This is a genomic window from Pseudomonas sp. Con_6 (assembly GCF_059379395.1).
On sequence record NZ_CM182011.1, the window covers coordinates 3,932,045 to 3,948,045 of the forward strand.

The 16,001-nt window shown below is 67.2% G+C and carries 11 protein-coding genes and 2 pseudogenes; 12 read left to right on the forward strand and 1 reads right to left on the reverse strand.

The annotated features are described in order from the left end of the window. Positions 1-113 precede the first annotated feature (113 nt). The 3 genes from AC5QPF_RS17470 (at position 114) to AC5QPF_RS17480 (ending at position 5,584) form a co-directional block, all read left to right on the forward strand. Positions 114-2,117: a TonB-dependent receptor domain-containing protein gene (locus tag AC5QPF_RS17470; protein WP_494959087.1), complete on the forward strand. Its 2,004-nt coding sequence runs from the start codon at positions 114-116 to the stop codon at positions 2,115-2,117. Between the two features lies 1 nt (position 2,118). Further along, complete coding sequence (locus tag AC5QPF_RS17475; RefSeq protein WP_494959088.1) at positions 2,119-3,297, forward strand: MFS transporter; 1,179 nt, start codon at positions 2,119-2,121, stop codon at positions 3,295-3,297. Positions 3,298-3,472: 175 nt separating this feature from the next. Continuing rightward, complete coding sequence (locus AC5QPF_RS17480; RefSeq protein ID WP_494959089.1) at positions 3,473-5,584, forward strand: TonB-dependent siderophore receptor; 2,112 nt, start codon at positions 3,473-3,475, stop codon at positions 5,582-5,584. A 287-nt stretch (positions 5,585-5,871) separates the two neighbouring features. On the opposite strand, the gene AC5QPF_RS17485 is transcribed toward AC5QPF_RS17480, so the two are convergent. Beyond that, on the reverse strand, positions 5,872-6,495 hold the full coding sequence (locus AC5QPF_RS17485) for a LuxR C-terminal-related transcriptional regulator (RefSeq protein ID WP_494959090.1): 624 nt from the start codon (positions 6,493-6,495) through the stop codon (positions 5,872-5,874). Between the two features lie 169 nt (positions 6,496-6,664). Here AC5QPF_RS17485 and AC5QPF_RS17490 point away from each other — a divergent pair, with 169 nt between their 5' ends. From AC5QPF_RS17490 to AC5QPF_RS17530, 9 genes and pseudogenes are all read left to right on the forward strand, one after another. Further along, positions 6,665-7,141 (forward strand): dimethylamine monooxygenase subunit DmmA family protein, encoded by a 477-nt coding sequence (locus tag AC5QPF_RS17490; RefSeq protein ID WP_494959091.1) that lies wholly within the window; start codon positions 6,665-6,667, stop codon positions 7,139-7,141. Beyond that, positions 7,138-8,058, forward strand: a complete 921-nt coding sequence (locus AC5QPF_RS17495; RefSeq protein WP_494959092.1) for a 2Fe-2S iron-sulfur cluster-binding protein — start codon at positions 7,138-7,140, stop codon at positions 8,056-8,058. Before AC5QPF_RS17490 ends, AC5QPF_RS17495 begins: the two co-directional genes overlap by 4 nt. Before the next feature lie 14 nt (positions 8,059-8,072). Further along, positions 8,073-9,089, forward strand: a complete 1,017-nt coding sequence (locus AC5QPF_RS17500) for a heme-dependent oxidative N-demethylase subunit alpha family protein (RefSeq protein ID WP_494959093.1) — start codon at positions 8,073-8,075, stop codon at positions 9,087-9,089. Between the two features lie 34 nt (positions 9,090-9,123). Further along, positions 9,124-10,254, forward strand: coding sequence for a glycine cleavage T C-terminal barrel domain-containing protein (locus AC5QPF_RS17505; RefSeq protein ID WP_494959094.1), 1,131 nt, complete (start codon positions 9,124-9,126; stop codon positions 10,252-10,254). A 35-nt stretch (positions 10,255-10,289) separates the two neighbouring features. Beyond that, positions 10,290-11,144 (forward strand): formyltetrahydrofolate deformylase, encoded by an 855-nt coding sequence (purU, locus tag AC5QPF_RS17510; protein ID WP_494959095.1) that lies wholly within the window; start codon positions 10,290-10,292, stop codon positions 11,142-11,144. An 86-nt stretch (positions 11,145-11,230) separates the two neighbouring features. Beyond that, on the forward strand, positions 11,231-12,601 hold the full coding sequence (locus AC5QPF_RS17515; RefSeq protein ID WP_494959096.1) for a trimethylamine monooxygenase: 1,371 nt from the start codon (positions 11,231-11,233) through the stop codon (positions 12,599-12,601). A 10-nt stretch (positions 12,602-12,611) separates the two neighbouring features. Continuing rightward, complete coding sequence (locus AC5QPF_RS17520) at positions 12,612-14,954, forward strand: trimethylamine N-oxide demethylase (protein WP_494959097.1); 2,343 nt, start codon at positions 12,612-12,614, stop codon at positions 14,952-14,954. A gap of 458 nt (positions 14,955-15,412) precedes the next feature. Beyond that, positions 15,413-15,697, forward strand: a pseudogene (locus AC5QPF_RS17525) (PAS domain-containing protein); the annotation flags it as partial. A gap of 126 nt (positions 15,698-15,823) precedes the next feature. Then, positions 15,824-15,991 (forward strand): annotated as a pseudogene (locus AC5QPF_RS17530) (methyl-accepting chemotaxis protein); the annotation flags it as partial. Between the last annotated feature and the right edge of the window lie 10 nt (positions 15,992-16,001).

Below are 16,001 nucleotides of genomic sequence, written 5' to 3' on the forward strand. Positions count from 1 at the left end.
AATCACTATCAACAAATGACCCGATCGCGCGCACTGCAACCCTGATCGCGCGCGCAGGCCGGACGGCGGAACGCGAGCATCTGGCCATCATCCTTCACCTGGTTGTTTCTTCCATGCAGCGTTCCCTTCTCAGCCTCGCGGTGCTGTTCGCCATCAGTCCCTGGGCCCTGGCCGATTCCGTCCTGACCCTGCCCGAACTGCAGGTCACCGCCAACAAGCGCGAACAAACCCAGAACCAGACCGACCTGGCCCTGTCCGTCGCCACCCCGGCAGACCTCGAACAGGCCAACGTCTATCGCAGCGGCGAACTGGAGCGGGTGTTCCCCGAACTGCTGGCGCGCAACACCGGCGCCGAGCTGTTCCCCAGCCTGAGCCTGCGCGGCATCTCGTCCTCGGACGCCTACAACGCGCCGGTGGGGATCTATGTCGATGGCGTGCCGCAGTACCTCGGCACCTTCAACCAGCAGTTGCTCGACATCGAGCAGATCGAGCTGCTCAAGGGCCCGCAAGGCACGCTGTACGGCCGCAACGCCCATGCCGGCGCGCTGAACATCACCACCCGCCAGCCCGATGAAAGCGCCACGGCAACCCTGCAAAGCCGCTTCAGCAACCTGCACCGGCAGGTGGCGGCCAGCGGCTCGGCACCGCTGGTGAGCGAGCGCCTGTATGTCCAGGGCGCCGTCTACCACGACGACACCGATGGCGAGCTGACCCGCAGCGAACACCATGGCGACAGCGACAACGGCGGCGCCCGCGCCGGCCTGCTGTTCAAGGCCACCGAGGACCTCAGCCTGCGCCTGGCCTATGCCCGCGACAAACTTCGCTCCTATGACGAGCAGTACCTGGCCGATGCCACCTACGGCCAGCGCCGGGCCAGCGTGCCGCTGATGGAATCGGTCTACGTACGCCGCGTCGAGAGCAGCAGCGCCACGATCGACTGGAGCCTCAACGACAGCTGGCGCCTGACCTCCATCAGCGCCTTGCAGAACTACCGTCACGAACGCCTGTTCGGCGACCTCGGCTTCCTCTGGCCGGAAACCCAGCGCACCCTCAGCCAGGAACTGCGCCTGGCCACCCAGGGCGCGGACCGGCCCTGGGACCTGGTCGGCGGCCTGTACTGGCAGAACGGCAAGAGCCACTCGCGCCGCGTGCCCGACAGCGCCGCGCCGCTTTCCGGCCTCTATGGCCAGGCCGACAGCCATATCGAGAGCACCGAGAAGGCCGTGTTCGGCGAATTCACCTGGCACCTGGCGCCGCGCTGGGACCTGACCCTCGGCGCCCGCCACAGCCAGGAAAAGGCCGAGACCCGCTACACCCAGCAGAACGCCATGTTCACCCCGGGCTTCGACTTCAGCGGCGACGACACCTTCACCAGCACCACGCCGAAGATCGCCCTGGGCTTCCAGGCCAACCCCGACACCCGCCTGTACGCTTCGGTCAGCAAGGGCTTCAAGGCCGGCGGCTACAACCGCATCGGCGCCATCACCCCGGACGCGGTGGCCTATTCGCCGGAGAAGTCGCTGAACATGGAAGTCGGGATCAAGGCCAGCCTGCTGGACAAACGGGTGTGGCTCAACGGTGCGCTGTACCGTATCGATATCGACGACGTGCAGCAGTTCATCGGCGATGCCGGCACCGGCAACCAGTCCCTGGCCAATATCGGCAAGGCCCGCAGCGAGGGTGCGGAACTGTCGCTGGACTGGCAGGCCACCGAGGCCACCCGGGTGCGCGTGGCCGGCACGCTGAACCGCAACCGTATGCTCGACTCCGTGCGCCAGGGCAATCACCTGACCTACACGCCCTCGCGCACCCTGCGGGTGTCGGCCGAGCACAGCCTGTTCTTCGACGGGCTGCTGGGCGAGATCCGTCCGGCGGTGGGCCTGAGCTATGTCGGCAAGCACTATTTCGACGTCGACAACCAGGTCGCGCAGAGCGGCTACAGCCTGCTGGATGCGCGCTTGGCCTGGCTGCCGCAACCGGACCTGGAACTGGCGCTGTACGGCAACAACCTGGGCGACAAGCTGTATCGCACCTATGCCTACCAGTCCGCCGGCCAGCAGTTTTCCCAGCCGGGCGCCGGGCGCGAGCTGGGCCTGAGCGTCAAGGCTTCGTTCTGAGATGGGCCGCTACCTGCCGTACTGGGCGTACTACCTGCACCAGGGCATGCTCACCGCCCTGATGCTGCAAGGCGTGACCGGTTACTTCCGCCACCAGGGCCTGGACCTGGCCAGCCTCAGCCTGCTGTCGCTGACCTTCCTGCCCTGGATCGGCAAATGTTTCTGGGCGCCGTGGTGCGAGCGGCATTGCCTGGCCCTGCGCGGCAATCGCTACCTGGGCAGCCTGGTTGCGCTGCAACTGGGCATGGCCCTGGTCCTGCTGGGCATCGCCCTGCTGCGGCCGGACCAGGCGGTGACGCCGATCCTCCTGGCGTTGATGCTGCTGGCGGTGCTTTCGGCCAGCCATGACGTCTATGCCGACGCGATCACCATCACCACCACCGACGTGCGCGAACGACCACTGGCCAATGCGGCGCAGGTCGGCGGCAGCTACCTGGGGGTGGTGTTCGGCAGCCTGGCCTTCCTGTCCCTCGCCGAGCGCTGGGGCTGGCGGGCCGGGTTCCTGGGCATGGCGCTGGTATCCCTGACGCTGCTGTTGCCGCTGGCGCGCTTGCCGGCGAGCCGCGAACAGGTCGCGCAAGCAGCGCCACGACTGGACCGCGACACCCTGCGCGTGCTGTGGCCGGCGCTGTGCCTGGCGGCGATCTACTACCTGGCCATGCGCGGCCTGATGGCGGTGCAGACGGTCCTGTTGCTCGACAAAGGGCTGGCGTTCGGCCGGCTGGGTCTGGTGATCACCCTCTACGGCACGGTCGCCAGCGGCCTGGGCATTCTCCTCGGCAGCGGGATGGCACGGCGCCTCGGTGCGGCGCGCTGCCTGCTGCCGTGCATGCTGGTGCACGCCACCCTGGCGCTGGTGGCCGCCTGTGGCGCGGGGCTTTTCGACCTGAGCGCATGGCTGGGACTGTTCGCGCTGGTCAATGTCGCCGCGGCAATCGGCTTCGTCACCTTGTACAACCTGCTGATGGGCCAGGTACGGGCGCACCAGCCGGCGTCGGACTACGCGCTGTTCCAGTCGGTGGACGCGGCCGTGGCGATGCTGGGATCGATGGCGGCGCTGCAGGTGGCGCACGTCGCCGGATACGCGCCGTTGCTGGCCGGCCTGGCAGTGATCGCCTGGATAAGCCTGTGGCCAGCACGGCGATTGTGCGCGCGGTTGCAGCGGGAGGGGGCAGCCTGACTGCCCTCGCCTCACTTCTCGGATCCTCCTATTTCACTGATTTTCCTGACAAAACAGCCAACTTTTCTGGCATGCCATAAGACCAAAAAGCATTTGCAAATGCGAATCGCACGCAGATATGATCCGCGCGAATTTTCCGTTGTCCTACAACCTCCCCGCCAAGGTCCTATCGCCGATGCGTCGCACGATCGTCTCGCTGTGCCTGCTCCATGCCGTCCCCTCTCTGGCCTGGGCAGCCGAACCTGCCACCAGCCTCCAGCTCGAAGCCGTGAACATCAACGCCGACGCCGCCGACTACGAACGCGCCGATGGCCCGGTACAGGGCTACAAGGCCAACCGCTCGGCCAGCGCAACCCGCACCGATACCGCGCTGCATGAAACCCCGCAGTCGGTCAGCGTGGTGCCGAAGGATGTGCTGCAGGACACCGGTGCGACCCGCCTGCAGGATGCCCTGGACTACGCCGGTGGCGTTGGCCGGGCCAACAACTTCGGCGGCCAGGGCCTGACCACCGTCACCGTGCGCGGCTTCACCACTGGCGAGTACTACCGCAACGGCTTCCCGATGAACCGTGGCTACCCCAACGCCCCGGATGCCGCCAGCATCGAGCGCATCGAAGTGCTGCGTGGCCCGGCCAGCAGCCTGTACGGCCGTGGCGATCCCGGCGGCACCTTCAACGCAGTGACCAAGCAGCCCCTGAGCGAATCGAAGGTCACCCTGGGCAGCCAGATCGATGACCAGGGCATGCACCGCGGCACCCTCGACGCCAGCGGCCCGCTGAACCAGGACGGCAGCCTGGCCTATCGCCTCAACGTGCTTGGCGAAGGCGGCGACAGCTTCCGCGACGACGTCGAGAGCGAGCGCTATGAAGTGGCGCCAGTGCTGAGCTGGCAGGTCAACGACACCACCAAACTGGTGTTCGAAGGCGACTTCCTGCGCAACAACCACCCGCTGGACCGCGGCCTGACCCGCTACGCTACCCAGCGCGGCAGCGCTTCCCGCGACACCAACGTGTGGGAGAAAGGCACCGACAACAAGCTGCACAACGACAACGACATGGTCCAGTTGCGCTTCGAGCACCTGCTCAACGACAACTGGACCCTGGCCGGTGGTTTCCAGTACCTCGACGGCTCGCTGGACGGCAATGCCGTGGAAGCCAACGGCGCCCCTGTCGATGGCCGCACCCTGCAGCGCAACTTCAACTGGCGCCGCCTGGAATGGACCGACCGCGACTTCCAGCTCAACCTCACCGGCCACTTCGACACCGGCGCCTTCGCCCATACCCTGCTGACCGGCGTGGAGTACGAGGACTACGACTACAACTCGATCATCCTGCGCTCCTCGGCGGCCTACGCCGTCGATATCTACAACCCGATCCTCGGCCAACCACGCCCGGCGCTGACCCGCGTCACTACCCACGATAAGGAAAACCTCAAGACCTGGGCGTACTTCCTGCAGGACCAAGTGGCCCTGACCGAGCGCCTGAAGGCCCTGGCCGGTGTGCGTCTGGAACGCTTCGAGCACCACTACGACAACTACCTGCCCGGCGCCAAGGGCTGGGAAGCCGCGGACAACGCGGTGACCCCGCGCTTCGGTCTGATCTATGACCTGACCGACACGGTGGCAATCTATGCCAACACCGCCCGCTCGTTCAAACCCAACACCGGTGCCAGCCGCCAGGGTGACGGCTTCAAGCCGGAGAAAGGCAAGTCGTACGAACTGGGGGTGAAGTGGGAAGCGCTGGAGCGCCAACTGAGCGTCGACGCGGCCATCTATCACATCGAAAAGGAAAACGTGCTGACCCGCGACCCGGTGGATGCCAACTACAGCATCGCCGCCGGCCAGGTCCGCAGCCGTGGCCTGGACATCAACGTGGCCGGCAACCTCACCCCGGAATGGCGGGTGATCGGCGGCTACGCCTATGTCGATGCCGAAGTGACCAAGGACAACCGCCTGCCCACCGGCACGCGCCTGGCCAACATCCCGCGCAACAGCTTCAGCCTGCTCAACACCTACGAGTTCCAGGACGGCTTCGCCAAGGGACTGGGGCTGGGTGTCGGGGTCAAGTACGTGGACGACCGCAACGGCCAGACCGAGGCGGTGACCTACACCATGGAGCGCTACAGCGTGGTCGACCTGCTGAGCTTCTACAAGGTCAACGAGCACGTGCGGCTGAACCTGGATGTGAAGAACGTCTTCAACAAGGGCTATGACGAAAGCGCGTTCAATACCTACGCCTATCCGGGCTCACCGCGCACGGTGCAGGCGGGAGTGGCCTATACCTTCTGATTCATGATCGACGCGGACCCGGGCCTTGTGGGAGTCCCCCCAGCCCGGCGGGCTGCGCTGTCGCGCCTAGAACTAGCTCGCAAGTGCGCCGCAGTCGGCGTAGGAGCGGATTCATCCGCGATCGGCGGCGCAGCCGTCGTAAAACCTGAGTCCCGAGTTATCCTGACACACCCGGGATACCGGTTTTATGGCCGCTTCGCGGCCAATCGCGGATGAATCCGCTCCCACGCCGTCCCCGTTAAATCAATGAGTTATGTGTTGTTCCATGAGAGAGCCCTGACTCCCCCTCACACCAACCGCTCGAATATCGCTCCCTCGATCCCCAGCACCTCCCCCGCTCCGGAATAGACCCCCACCCCGGTCTCCCAGACATCCTTGACCTGTCCCTCGGCGCAGCGGATCCGGTAGCGGAGCTGATACGGCTCATGCTTGAGCAGCGCACACTGCACGCAATACCAGATGTACTCGGCGTACTCATCGAGGATCAGCGAACCGAAGCTGCGGGCAGGATCGCGGGTGAGGTATTCCGGCGGGTAGCCCGTCAACGGCAGGCAGCCGGCACTGACGTATTCCATGGACCAGCTACGGTCGTTACGCCCGCGATAGATCAGCCCGGGCAACTCGTTCAACAGGCCCAGGGCGAACGGAATCGGTGCAGACGCGGTGCCTTGCGCACACTCAGCGGGCAGCAATGCACTGCCGCGCGGCACCCGGGTCGCCAGTTCCAGCCGTGAGCCAAGGCGATACTTGCGCAGCAGATTGCGCACGTAGATCTTCACGGTGCCATCGCTGATCCCCAGCTCACGGGCGATCTGCTTGTTGCTCAGGCCCGCGCCGATCAGCGCCAGGGTCTGACCCTCGCGCTCGGTCAACGCGTCCCGGACGGGCACCGACAGCATGGCATTGTCCATCCCTCTCCTCCTGCAACCCTGGGGAATTACCTTCCAGGGCAGCAACTTCCATGCCCTTCGACGCCAACTACTCCTTTTGGCATACCCCCTCTAGCGGATTGAGCAGAATTTCTTCAGGGGAAATTATTTCCCTCACGAAGAAACACGAAACCCGCCGCCGAGGTGCCCCATGAGCCACAGCGCCACCCTCCACCCCTTCAGCGTTCCGCGCTACGCGCCACAGGGTGAACCCGCCGACCTGCTGGTCACCCAGTACCGGGACGCAGGCCCTGCCGAACAACTGGCACTGGACGACTTTGCCGACATCCAGGCCCTGCACCGTGCCGTGCTCGCCCGCCTGGAACTGGCCCGCTGCGGCCTGCGCCTCGAACTGCGCGGCGACGAAGCCTTCATCTGGCCCCTGCAGGCCCTTGCCCGGGCCGCCGGGCTGGACGCCGAGGAAATCGTCCTCAGCCACGTGCCGGGCCAACGCCAGGTGTTCTGCGTGCACTGCGCCCGTTGCCAGCCGGCCAGCAACGCGCCAGCCATGACCTGCGCCCACTGCGGCGTGCAACTGGAAGTCCGCCGGCATTTCTCGCAGCGCCTCGGCGCCTACCTCGGCGTATGCGCCGATGCCGACCAGCCGTATGGGGAGGTGCGGCCATGATCGAGGTCCGCGTCGCCGCCATCCGTGAACTCACCCCGGTGATCCGCGAGTATTGCCTGCAGGCCGTGACCGGCGAGCTGCCCGCGTTCTCCGCCGGCAGCCATGTCCAGGTGCACCTGCCCAATGGCTTGCGCAACGCCTATTCGCTGCTCGGCGATCCGGCCGACACCCGCCACTACCGCATCGCCGTGCGCCATCAGGACAACTCCCGCGGCGGCTCGCGCTTTCTCCATCAGCAGCTGCACAGCGGCGACACCCTGCGCATCGGTGCGCCGGCCAACCTGTTCCCGCTGTACAGCAAGGCCCGCCAGCACTTGCTGGTGGCCGCCGGGATCGGCATCACGCCGTTCCTCGCCCATGCCCGCGAGCTGCTGCGCCGTGGCGAAGACTTCGAACTGCACTACGCCTACCGCCGTGGCAGCAGCGATGCCTACCTGGACGAACTGGGCGCCCTGCTCGGCCCGCGCCTGCACGAATACCCCAGCGGCAGCCGGCGCTTCGACGCCCGTGCCCTGCTCAAGGACCGCCCGCTCGGCACCCACGTCTACAGCTGCGGCCCGCAATCGCTGCTGCTGGCCGTGGCGGAACAGGCCGCCGCCCAGGGCTGGAGCCCGCGCCGTCTGCACAGCGAGGCCTTCGCCGCGGCCGAACCCGGCCAGCCGTTCAGCGTCGAGTTGCAGCGCAGCGGCCGCCAGCTCCAGGTCGGCGCCGGGCAAAGCCTGCTGGAAGCCCTGGAAGCCGCCGGGGTGGAGATTCCCAACCTGTGCCGCGGCGGCGTCTGCGGCCAGTGCCAGACCCCATACCTCAAGGGCGACGTCGAGCACCGCGACCACGTCCTCGACGCCACCGAACGCGCCAGCCAGCTGATGCCCTGCGTATCCCGCGGCTGCGGCAGCCCGATCCTGCTGGACCTCTGACCCGGAGCCCGACCATGACCCTGACCTTCAAGCCACTGGAAACCTACCGGGACGACTTCAGCTTCCGCAACAGCGCCGAAGCCATCGCCCGCTTCCCCTTCCCGTTTCCCGAAGACCACTACATGTACTCGGTGAACCTCGAACCGGCGGTGTCCCGCGACCCCGGCTCGGTGTTCGAGCACACCTTCGACATCGACGAGCACTACGTCGCCGAGATGGCCGAACGTGCCCGGGTGCTGGAACTGGACCCGCAACGCTGCCTGGTGATGCCGCACATGGCCCAGGCCGCCTGGGACACCCTGGCGGTGCTGATGGAGCACCTGTCCCGCGACTATCCGCAGCACTTTCGGCTGGACCGCGAGGACGACGCCTGGCACTGGCGCAACCTGGCCCTGGGCATCGACCAGCGCTTCACCTTCGGCGACCCGGCCAGCCTGCCGTGCGAACCGCTGGAGTACATCACCCGGCAGATGCAGGGCGACTTCGCCCTGCTCGACCAACGTGACGACGACCTGTTCATGGACGCCGGAATGGTCACCTGCCCGGCCGACTGGTCGCTGCGCTTCGACGCCGGCATGAGCTTTCGCCAATGGCATTCGCCAGTGCCCCTGGCCCCGCAGGCGGGGATCTTCGAGCGCGCGCTGAAATACCTGCTGAACATTCAGGTCGGCCAGCCGGTGCGCCGGCTCAACTGGACCCTGACCATCAACCCGCGCCTGGACACCTCGCCGGAGACCTTCCACGAATGGGGCAACGACCGCGGCAAGGTCACCCCGGACAACGTCGGCCGCCTGGTGCACCTGCGCGTCGAGCTGCAACTGATGCTGCGCCTGCCGCGCTCCAACGCCCTGTTGTTCGGCATCCGCACCTACCTCATCAGCCTCGACGAACTGGTCACCGATCCGGCCTGGGCGTGCCGCCTGCACCGGGTGATCCGCGACCTGCCCGAGCCCATCGCCGACTACAAGGGCATGACCCGCTACCGCCAGACCCTGGTGGACTGGCTGCGCGCCTTCGACGCCGACGCCTGACCCCCTGACCACTCACCACAAGAGGACCTTTCCCATGGCCAACTCATGGCGCATCAGTGCGCTCCGCGATCGCCACCTGGCGCTCGGCTCGCAGCTCGAAGACTGGAACGGAATGGGCACCGCCTGGACCTACGCCAGCGACCTTGCCGACCATCACGAAGCCATCCGCACCCGCGCCGGACTGATGGACGTCTCCGGACTGAAGAAAGTGCACTACGTCGGCCCCCACGCCGAAAGCCTGCTGCAATACGCAACCACCCGCGATATCGGCAAGCTCTACCCCGGCAAGTCGGTGTACGCCTGCCTGCTCGACGAGGACGGCACCTTCGCCGACGACTGCATCGTCTACCGCACCGGCCCCAACGCCTTCATGGTGGTGCACGGCGCCGGCAGCGGCCACGAGATGCTGATCCGCTCGGCCCAGGGCCGTCAGGTCGCGGTGCTGTTCGACGACGACCTCCACGACCTGTCCCTGCAAGGTCCGAGAGCCGTGGACTTCCTCGCCGAGCACGTTCCCGGCATTCGTGACCTGCCTTATTTCCACCACCTGCAGACGCGCCTGTTCGAGCGCCCGGTGATGATCTCCCGCACCGGCTACACCGGCGAGCGCGGCTACGAGATCTTCTGCAAGGCCGCCGACGCACCCTTCATCTGGGACAGCATCCTGGCCCAGGGCGGCGACCACGGCATCATCCCCTGCGCCTTCACCGCCCTGGACTGGCTGCGGGTCGAGAGCTACCTGCTGTTCTATCCCTACGACAATTCGCAGATGTACCCCTTCGCCGACCAGAAGGCCGGCGACACCCTGTGGGAGCTCGGCCTGGACTTCACCGTCTCGCCCGGCAAGCAGGACTTCCGTGGCGCCGGCGAGCACTACCGGCGCCAGGGCCAGGAGCGTTTCAAGATCCACGGCGTGCTGCTCGACGGCCACGTCGCAGCGCAGAACGGCGACACCCTGTGGCACGACGGCCGCCAGGTCGGGGTGATCACCTGCGCCATGTACTCGCGCCTGACCGAGCGCTCCATGGCCATCGCACGGGTCGAGCCGCACATCGCCCGCCAGGGGCTGCCCCTGGAAGTGCGCGGCAGCCTGGTTGCCAGGGCCATCGCCCACGACCTGCCGTTCGACGACCCCGAGAAGAAGAAGCGCACCGCCAAAGGCTGAGCGCCCCCGACCTTGCCTGCACAGAGAACCACAGCATGAACCACTACATTCTCAAGATCGGCTGCCCGGCCACGTCCGGCATCGTGGCCGCAGTGACCACCTACCTGGCCGGGCGCCAGTGCTACATCAGCGAACTGGCGCAGTTCGACGACGAACCGGCCGGCCGCTTCTTCATGCGCGCGGTGTTCCGCTTCAACGACGGCGTCAAGCCCGACCTCGACGCTCTGCGCCAGGGCTTCGTCGATGTCGCGGTGCCCTTCGCCATGGACTGGACCCTGGTGGAAGGGAGCCGGCCGATGCCGGTGCTGCTGATGGTCAGCAAGTACGACCACTGCCTTGCCGACCTGCTCTACCGCCACCAGAAAGGCGAGCTGGACATGCGCATCACCGCCATCGTCTCCAACCACCTCGACCTGCGGCCGATGGCCGAGCGCGAGGGCATCCGCTTCGTCTACCTGCCGGTGAGCAAGGACAGCAAGGCCCAGCAGGAAGCCGCACTGCTGCAACTGGTGGAAGAGACCGGCACCGAGCTGGTGGTGCTCGCCCGCTACATGCAGATCCTCTCCGACGACCTGTGCCGCCAGCTGTCCGGGCGGGCGATCAACATCCATCACTCGTTCCTGCCGGGCTTCAAGGGCGCCAAACCCTATCACCAGGCCTGGGCCCGCGGCGTGAAGCTGATCGGCGCCACCGCCCACTACGTGACCTCGGACCTCGACGAGGGACCGATCATCGAGCAGGAGGTACAGCGGGTCGATCACACCTGGCTACCCGACGACCTGGTGCGCATCGGCCGCGACACCGAGACCGTGGCCCTGTCCCGGGCGGTGAAGCTGCACCTGGAGCACCGGGTGTTCCTCAATGGCGAGCGCACGGTGATCTTCCGCTAGCGGCCCGCCCCGTCTTTCCAAAGCACAACACGGACCCGCTCCCGCAAGGCCCGCGTTGCCAACCGTTCCACTGCGGAGTACCCACCATGAAACAACGCGTTGCCATCATCGGTGCCGGCCCCTGCGGCCTGGCCCAGTTGCGTGCCTTCCAGTCGGCCCGAGCCAAGGGCGCCGAGATTCCCGAACTGGTCTGCTTCGAGAAGCAGGCCGACTGGGGCGGCATGTGGAACTACACCTGGCGCACGGGCCTGGACCAGCATGGCGAGCCCGTCCACGGCAGCATGTACCGCTACCTGTGGTCCAACGGACCGAAGGAGTGCCTTGAGTTCGCCGACTACAGCTTCGACGAGCATTTCGGCCGGCCCATGGGTTCCTACCCACCCCGGGAAGTGCTCTGGGACTACATCAAGGGCCGCGTGGAAAAAGCCGGGGTGCGCCCCTGGATCCGCTTCCGCACGGCAGTGCGCGACGTGCGCTTCGATGCCGACAGCCAGACCTTCGAGGTCACCGCGCACAACTACGCCGAAGACCGCACCTACAGCGAGACCTTCGACTACGTGGTGGTCGCCAGCGGCCACTTCTCCACTCCCAACGTCCCCAGTTTCCCTGGCTTCGAGCGCTTCGCCGGGCGCATCCTGCACGCCCACGACTTCCGCGACGCCCTGGAATTCAAGGACAAGGACGTGCTGATCGTCGGCGGCAGCTACTCTGCCGAAGACATCGGTTCGCAATGCTTCAAGTACGGCGCACGAACCATCACCAGTTGCTACCGCAGCGCGCCGATGGGCTACCAGTGGCCGCGCAACTGGGAAGAAAAGCCGTTGCTCAGCCATGTCCAGGGCAGCACCGCGTTCTTCGTCGACGGCAGCAGCCGGCATGTCGACGCGGTGATCCTGTGCACCGGCTACAAGCACCACTTCCCCTTCCTCGCCGAGCCCCTGCGCCTGAAGACCGACAACCGGCTGTGGCCGCTGGAGCTGTACAAGGGCGTGTTCTGGGAAGCCAACCCGAAGCTGGTCTACCTCGGCATGCAGGACCAGTGGTACAGCTTCAACATGTTCGACGCCCAGGCCTGGTATGCCCGCGACGTGATCCTCGGGCGCATCGCCCTGCCCCCGGAAGACCTGCGCCGCGCCGAAGACCAGGCCTGGCGCGAGGAAGAGCTGACCCTCGACAGCGCCCAGCAGATGTTCGAGTTCCAGGGCGAATACATCCGCCAGCTGATCGCCGCCACCGACTACCCCAGCTTCGACATCGCCGAGGTCAACCGCACCTTCCTGCAATGGAAGCAGGACAAGTACGAAAGCATCATGGGCTACCGCGACAAATGCCACCGCTCGCTGATTACCGGCACCCTGGCCACGCCCCACCACACGCCCTGGCTGCAAGCGCTGGACGACTCCCTGGCGGCCTACCTGGCCGACGCGCCTGCCGCTACCCCGCTGACCGCGTCCTGAGGAATCCGGCATGCAAGCACCCGTGATATCCCGTCCGCTGGAGCCGGCGCTGTTCGCCCGTCATCCCCTCGTCGAGCGCCACCGCGTCGCTCCCGGTGGGCTGACGGTGGTGAGCCTGGAGCCGGACGACCGCCTGGAAGTGATCGACGTCGAGGGCGACCAGGGCGCCGAGTTGCTGGCATTCGCCGGCAACCGCGCCGCGCTCGGCGCCCTCGGCCTGCGCCCCAGTGCCGGCGCCGCCTGCATCGGCCACCTGCTGCGCGACGGCAGTCGCGAGGCGGCCCATGTCAGCGCCGGCCTGGCCCGGCGCGGCATCGATTGCCGTCACCTGCCGGACGCCGCACGGCTATGGCCGGCCGCGACCCCCGCCGGCCATAGCCGCGTATTCCACTGCAGCAAGGCGCTGCTGGTACTGGTGGCCGCCCCCGGCGGACCGACGCCGGTGGACAGCCAGGTGCGGGCCAGCGAGCTGCGCCTGCTGGTGCGCAGGGCCAGGCCCCGCGCCCGGCTGGCGCCGCCACTGCCTGCGCCACTGGGCGAACTGGTGGACGAGTTCACCCTCAACCCCGGCACCGCCCGCGACTACCTCGTGGGTGCCGGCCAGTACATCCAGGTGCTCGACGTCGCCGGGCGGCAGTGTTCGGACTTCATCGCCTTCGACCGGCGCGGCCTCGACAGCGGCGCGCAGATCGACCTCGACCCGACGGTGACCCGGACCCTCAACGGCAACGCCTGGCCGGTGCCGGGCCTGTTCAGCCGCTACTACGACCGCAACCTGCAACCCATGCTCGAAGTGGTACGCGACACCGTCGGCCGCCACGACACCTTCGCCCTCGCCTGCACCGCGCGCTACTACGAGGTCCAGGGCTACTTCGGCCACGACAACTGCAGCGACAACCTCAGCCGCGCCCTCGCCCGCCACGGCGTGACGGCCCGGGCCGGCTGGCCGGCGATCAACTTCTTCTTCAACACCGCGGTGGATGCCCACCAGCAGCTGACCGTCGACGAACCCTGGTCGCGCCCCGGCGACTACGTGCTGCTGCGGGCCCTGACCGACCTGGTCTGCGCCAGCAGTTCGTGCCCGGACGATATCGACCCGGCCAACGGCTGGCAGCCCACCGATATCCATATCCGCGTCTATTCCGCACAGGAGCGTTTCAGTATCGCCATGGCCACGCGCAAATCCCCCGATGCAGAGCCGGTACTGACCCGGGAAAGCGGGTTCCATCCCGGTACCAGCGCCCTCACCCGGCAGTTCACCGAATACCGCGGCTTCCGCACGCCGCTGTCCTACGACGGCTACGGCACCCTGGCCGAGTACCATGGCTGCCGCGAGCGGGTTGCGGTCATGGACCTGTCGGCGCTGCGCAAGTTCGAGGTACTGGGGCCGGACGCCGAGGCGTTGCTCGATTACTGCCTGACCCGCGACGTACGCAAGCTCGCGGTGGGCCAGGTGGTCTACGGCGCCCTGTGCTACGAGCACGGTGGCATGCTCGACGACGGCACCCTGCTGCGCCTGGGCAGCGATGCCTTCCGCTGGATCGGCGGCGAGGACCACGCTGGCGACTGGCTGCGCGAGCAGGCGGCGCGGCTGGGCATGAAGGTCTGGATCAAGAGCGCCTCGGAGCAGATCCACAATATTGCCGTGCAGGGCCCCCTGGCCCGGGACCTGCTCAAGCAGATGATCTGGACCCCCGGTACCCAGCCGGCGCTGGCGGACCTGGGCTGGTTCCGCTTCCTCACCGGGCGCCTCGACGACTACAACGGCGTGCCGCTGATGGTCTCGCGTACCGGCTACACCGGCGAGCTGGGCTACGAGATCTGGTGCCATCCGCGCGACGCCATGGCGATCTGGACCCGTCTCTGGCAACTGGGCGACCCGCTGGGCCTGGTGCCGGTGGGCCTGCAGGCCCTGGACATGCTGCGCATCGAAGCCGGGTTGATCTTTGCCGGCTACGAGTTCAGCGACCAGACCGACCCGTTCGAAGCCGGCATCGGTTTCTGCGTGCCATTGAAGAGCAAGCAGGCCGACTTCATCGGCCGGGCTGCCCTGGCACGGCGCAGCGCCGAGCCGCAACAGCGCCTGGTGGGCCTGGAACTGGAGGGCAACGAGGCGGCCGCCCATGGCGATTGCGTGCGCATCGGCCGCGCCCAGGTCGGGGTGATCACCAGCGCCACCCGCTCGCCGGTACTGGGCAAGAACATCGCCCTGTGCCGCCTCGACATCGCGCACTGCGCGGCGGGGACGCGGGTCGAGGTGGGCCGGCTGGATGGCCAGCAGAAGCGCATCGTCGCCACCGTCAGCGCCTCGACCGTGGCCTACGACCCGGAGAAGAGCCGGGTGCGCGGCTGAACTGGAGGAAAAATTGCAAGGCAATGGCAAGGGACTGCCCCTCCAGCACGGAGAATCGACCGATGTGGTTCAGCAACGCTTCCAGCGACCTGGCCGAGGCCCTCAGCCAATGGCTCGAACAACTCTCCCGCGATGGCGCTGCCACGGCCCTCGCACCGCCCCTGCAACGCCAGCCACGCCTGCTCGGCACGCTGCAGCACCTGCAACGCGACTGGGGCGAACTGCAGCGCATCCGCCAGCAGGCCGAACGCCAGCCGCCACCGCCATGCACCGTCGAAGAGCTGGATGCGCTGCAACGGCGCCTGGTCGAGGCAGAGGCAGAGGTGGCACGCCTGACCCAGGCCCGTGACAGCGTCGCGCAGCAACTGGCGGCCCTGGAATCAGAACGCGCGCGCTGGGACGAGGAGCGCCAGGTCTGGGAGCTGACCAAGCGCACCCTCACCGAGGGCTGCTGGGCGATGAACGTGGTCGACGGCGACCCGGACCATGGGCAGAACGTGATTCGCTGGTCCGAGCAGTTCCGCGCGCTGATCGGCTATGGCCGCGACGAATTTCCCGATGGCTGGGACAGCTACTTCGCGGTGGTCAACGCCGACGACCTGAAACAGGTCATGAAGGCCTTCAACGCCGCCATGGCCGACCGCGAGGGCGATGGCCTGTATGCCGTGGAATACCGCATGCGCCACAAGACCCGTGGCGAAGTCTGGTTCCGCGAGCGCGGCCGCTGTCTGCGCGACGACAAGGGGCGGCTGACCTGGGTGACCGGGGCGGTGCGCGAGATCAGCGACGAAAAGACCGCTGCGACCCTGCATGACCGCGAGCAGGCCAGCATCCAGGCCACCTACGGGCAGATCGCCCAGGTCGCCGGGGTGATCCGCGGCATCGCCGAGCAGACCAACCTGCTGGCACTGAACGCGGCGATCGAGGCGGCCCGGGCTGGCGAAGGCGGCCGCGGCTTCGCGGTGGTGGCCGACGAAGTGCGCAACCTGGCGCGGCGTACCCAGGAATCCGTGCAGCAGATCCAGACCATGCTGAAGTAGGCGCTGA

Coding starts and splice junctions, on each gene's coding strand:
- AC5QPF_RS17470 (WP_494959087.1), top strand. CDS start 114: ATGCAGCGTTCCCTTCTCAGCCTCGCGGTGCTGTTCGCCATCAGTCCC.
- AC5QPF_RS17475 (WP_494959088.1), top strand. CDS start 2,119: ATGGGCCGCTACCTGCCGTACTGGGCGTACTACCTGCACCAGGGCATG.
- AC5QPF_RS17480 (WP_494959089.1), top strand. CDS start 3,473: ATGCGTCGCACGATCGTCTCGCTGTGCCTGCTCCATGCCGTCCCCTCT.
- AC5QPF_RS17485 (WP_494959090.1), bottom strand. CDS start 6,495: ATGGACAATGCCATGCTGTCGGTGCCCGTCCGGGACGCGTTGACCGAG.
- AC5QPF_RS17490 (WP_494959091.1), top strand. CDS start 6,665: ATGAGCCACAGCGCCACCCTCCACCCCTTCAGCGTTCCGCGCTACGCG.
- AC5QPF_RS17495 (WP_494959092.1), top strand. CDS start 7,138: ATGATCGAGGTCCGCGTCGCCGCCATCCGTGAACTCACCCCGGTGATC.
- AC5QPF_RS17500 (WP_494959093.1), top strand. CDS start 8,073: ATGACCCTGACCTTCAAGCCACTGGAAACCTACCGGGACGACTTCAGC.
- AC5QPF_RS17505 (WP_494959094.1), top strand. CDS start 9,124: ATGGCCAACTCATGGCGCATCAGTGCGCTCCGCGATCGCCACCTGGCG.
- purU (WP_494959095.1), top strand. CDS start 10,290: ATGAACCACTACATTCTCAAGATCGGCTGCCCGGCCACGTCCGGCATC.
- AC5QPF_RS17515 (WP_494959096.1), top strand. CDS start 11,231: ATGAAACAACGCGTTGCCATCATCGGTGCCGGCCCCTGCGGCCTGGCC.
- AC5QPF_RS17520 (WP_494959097.1), top strand. CDS start 12,612: ATGCAAGCACCCGTGATATCCCGTCCGCTGGAGCCGGCGCTGTTCGCC.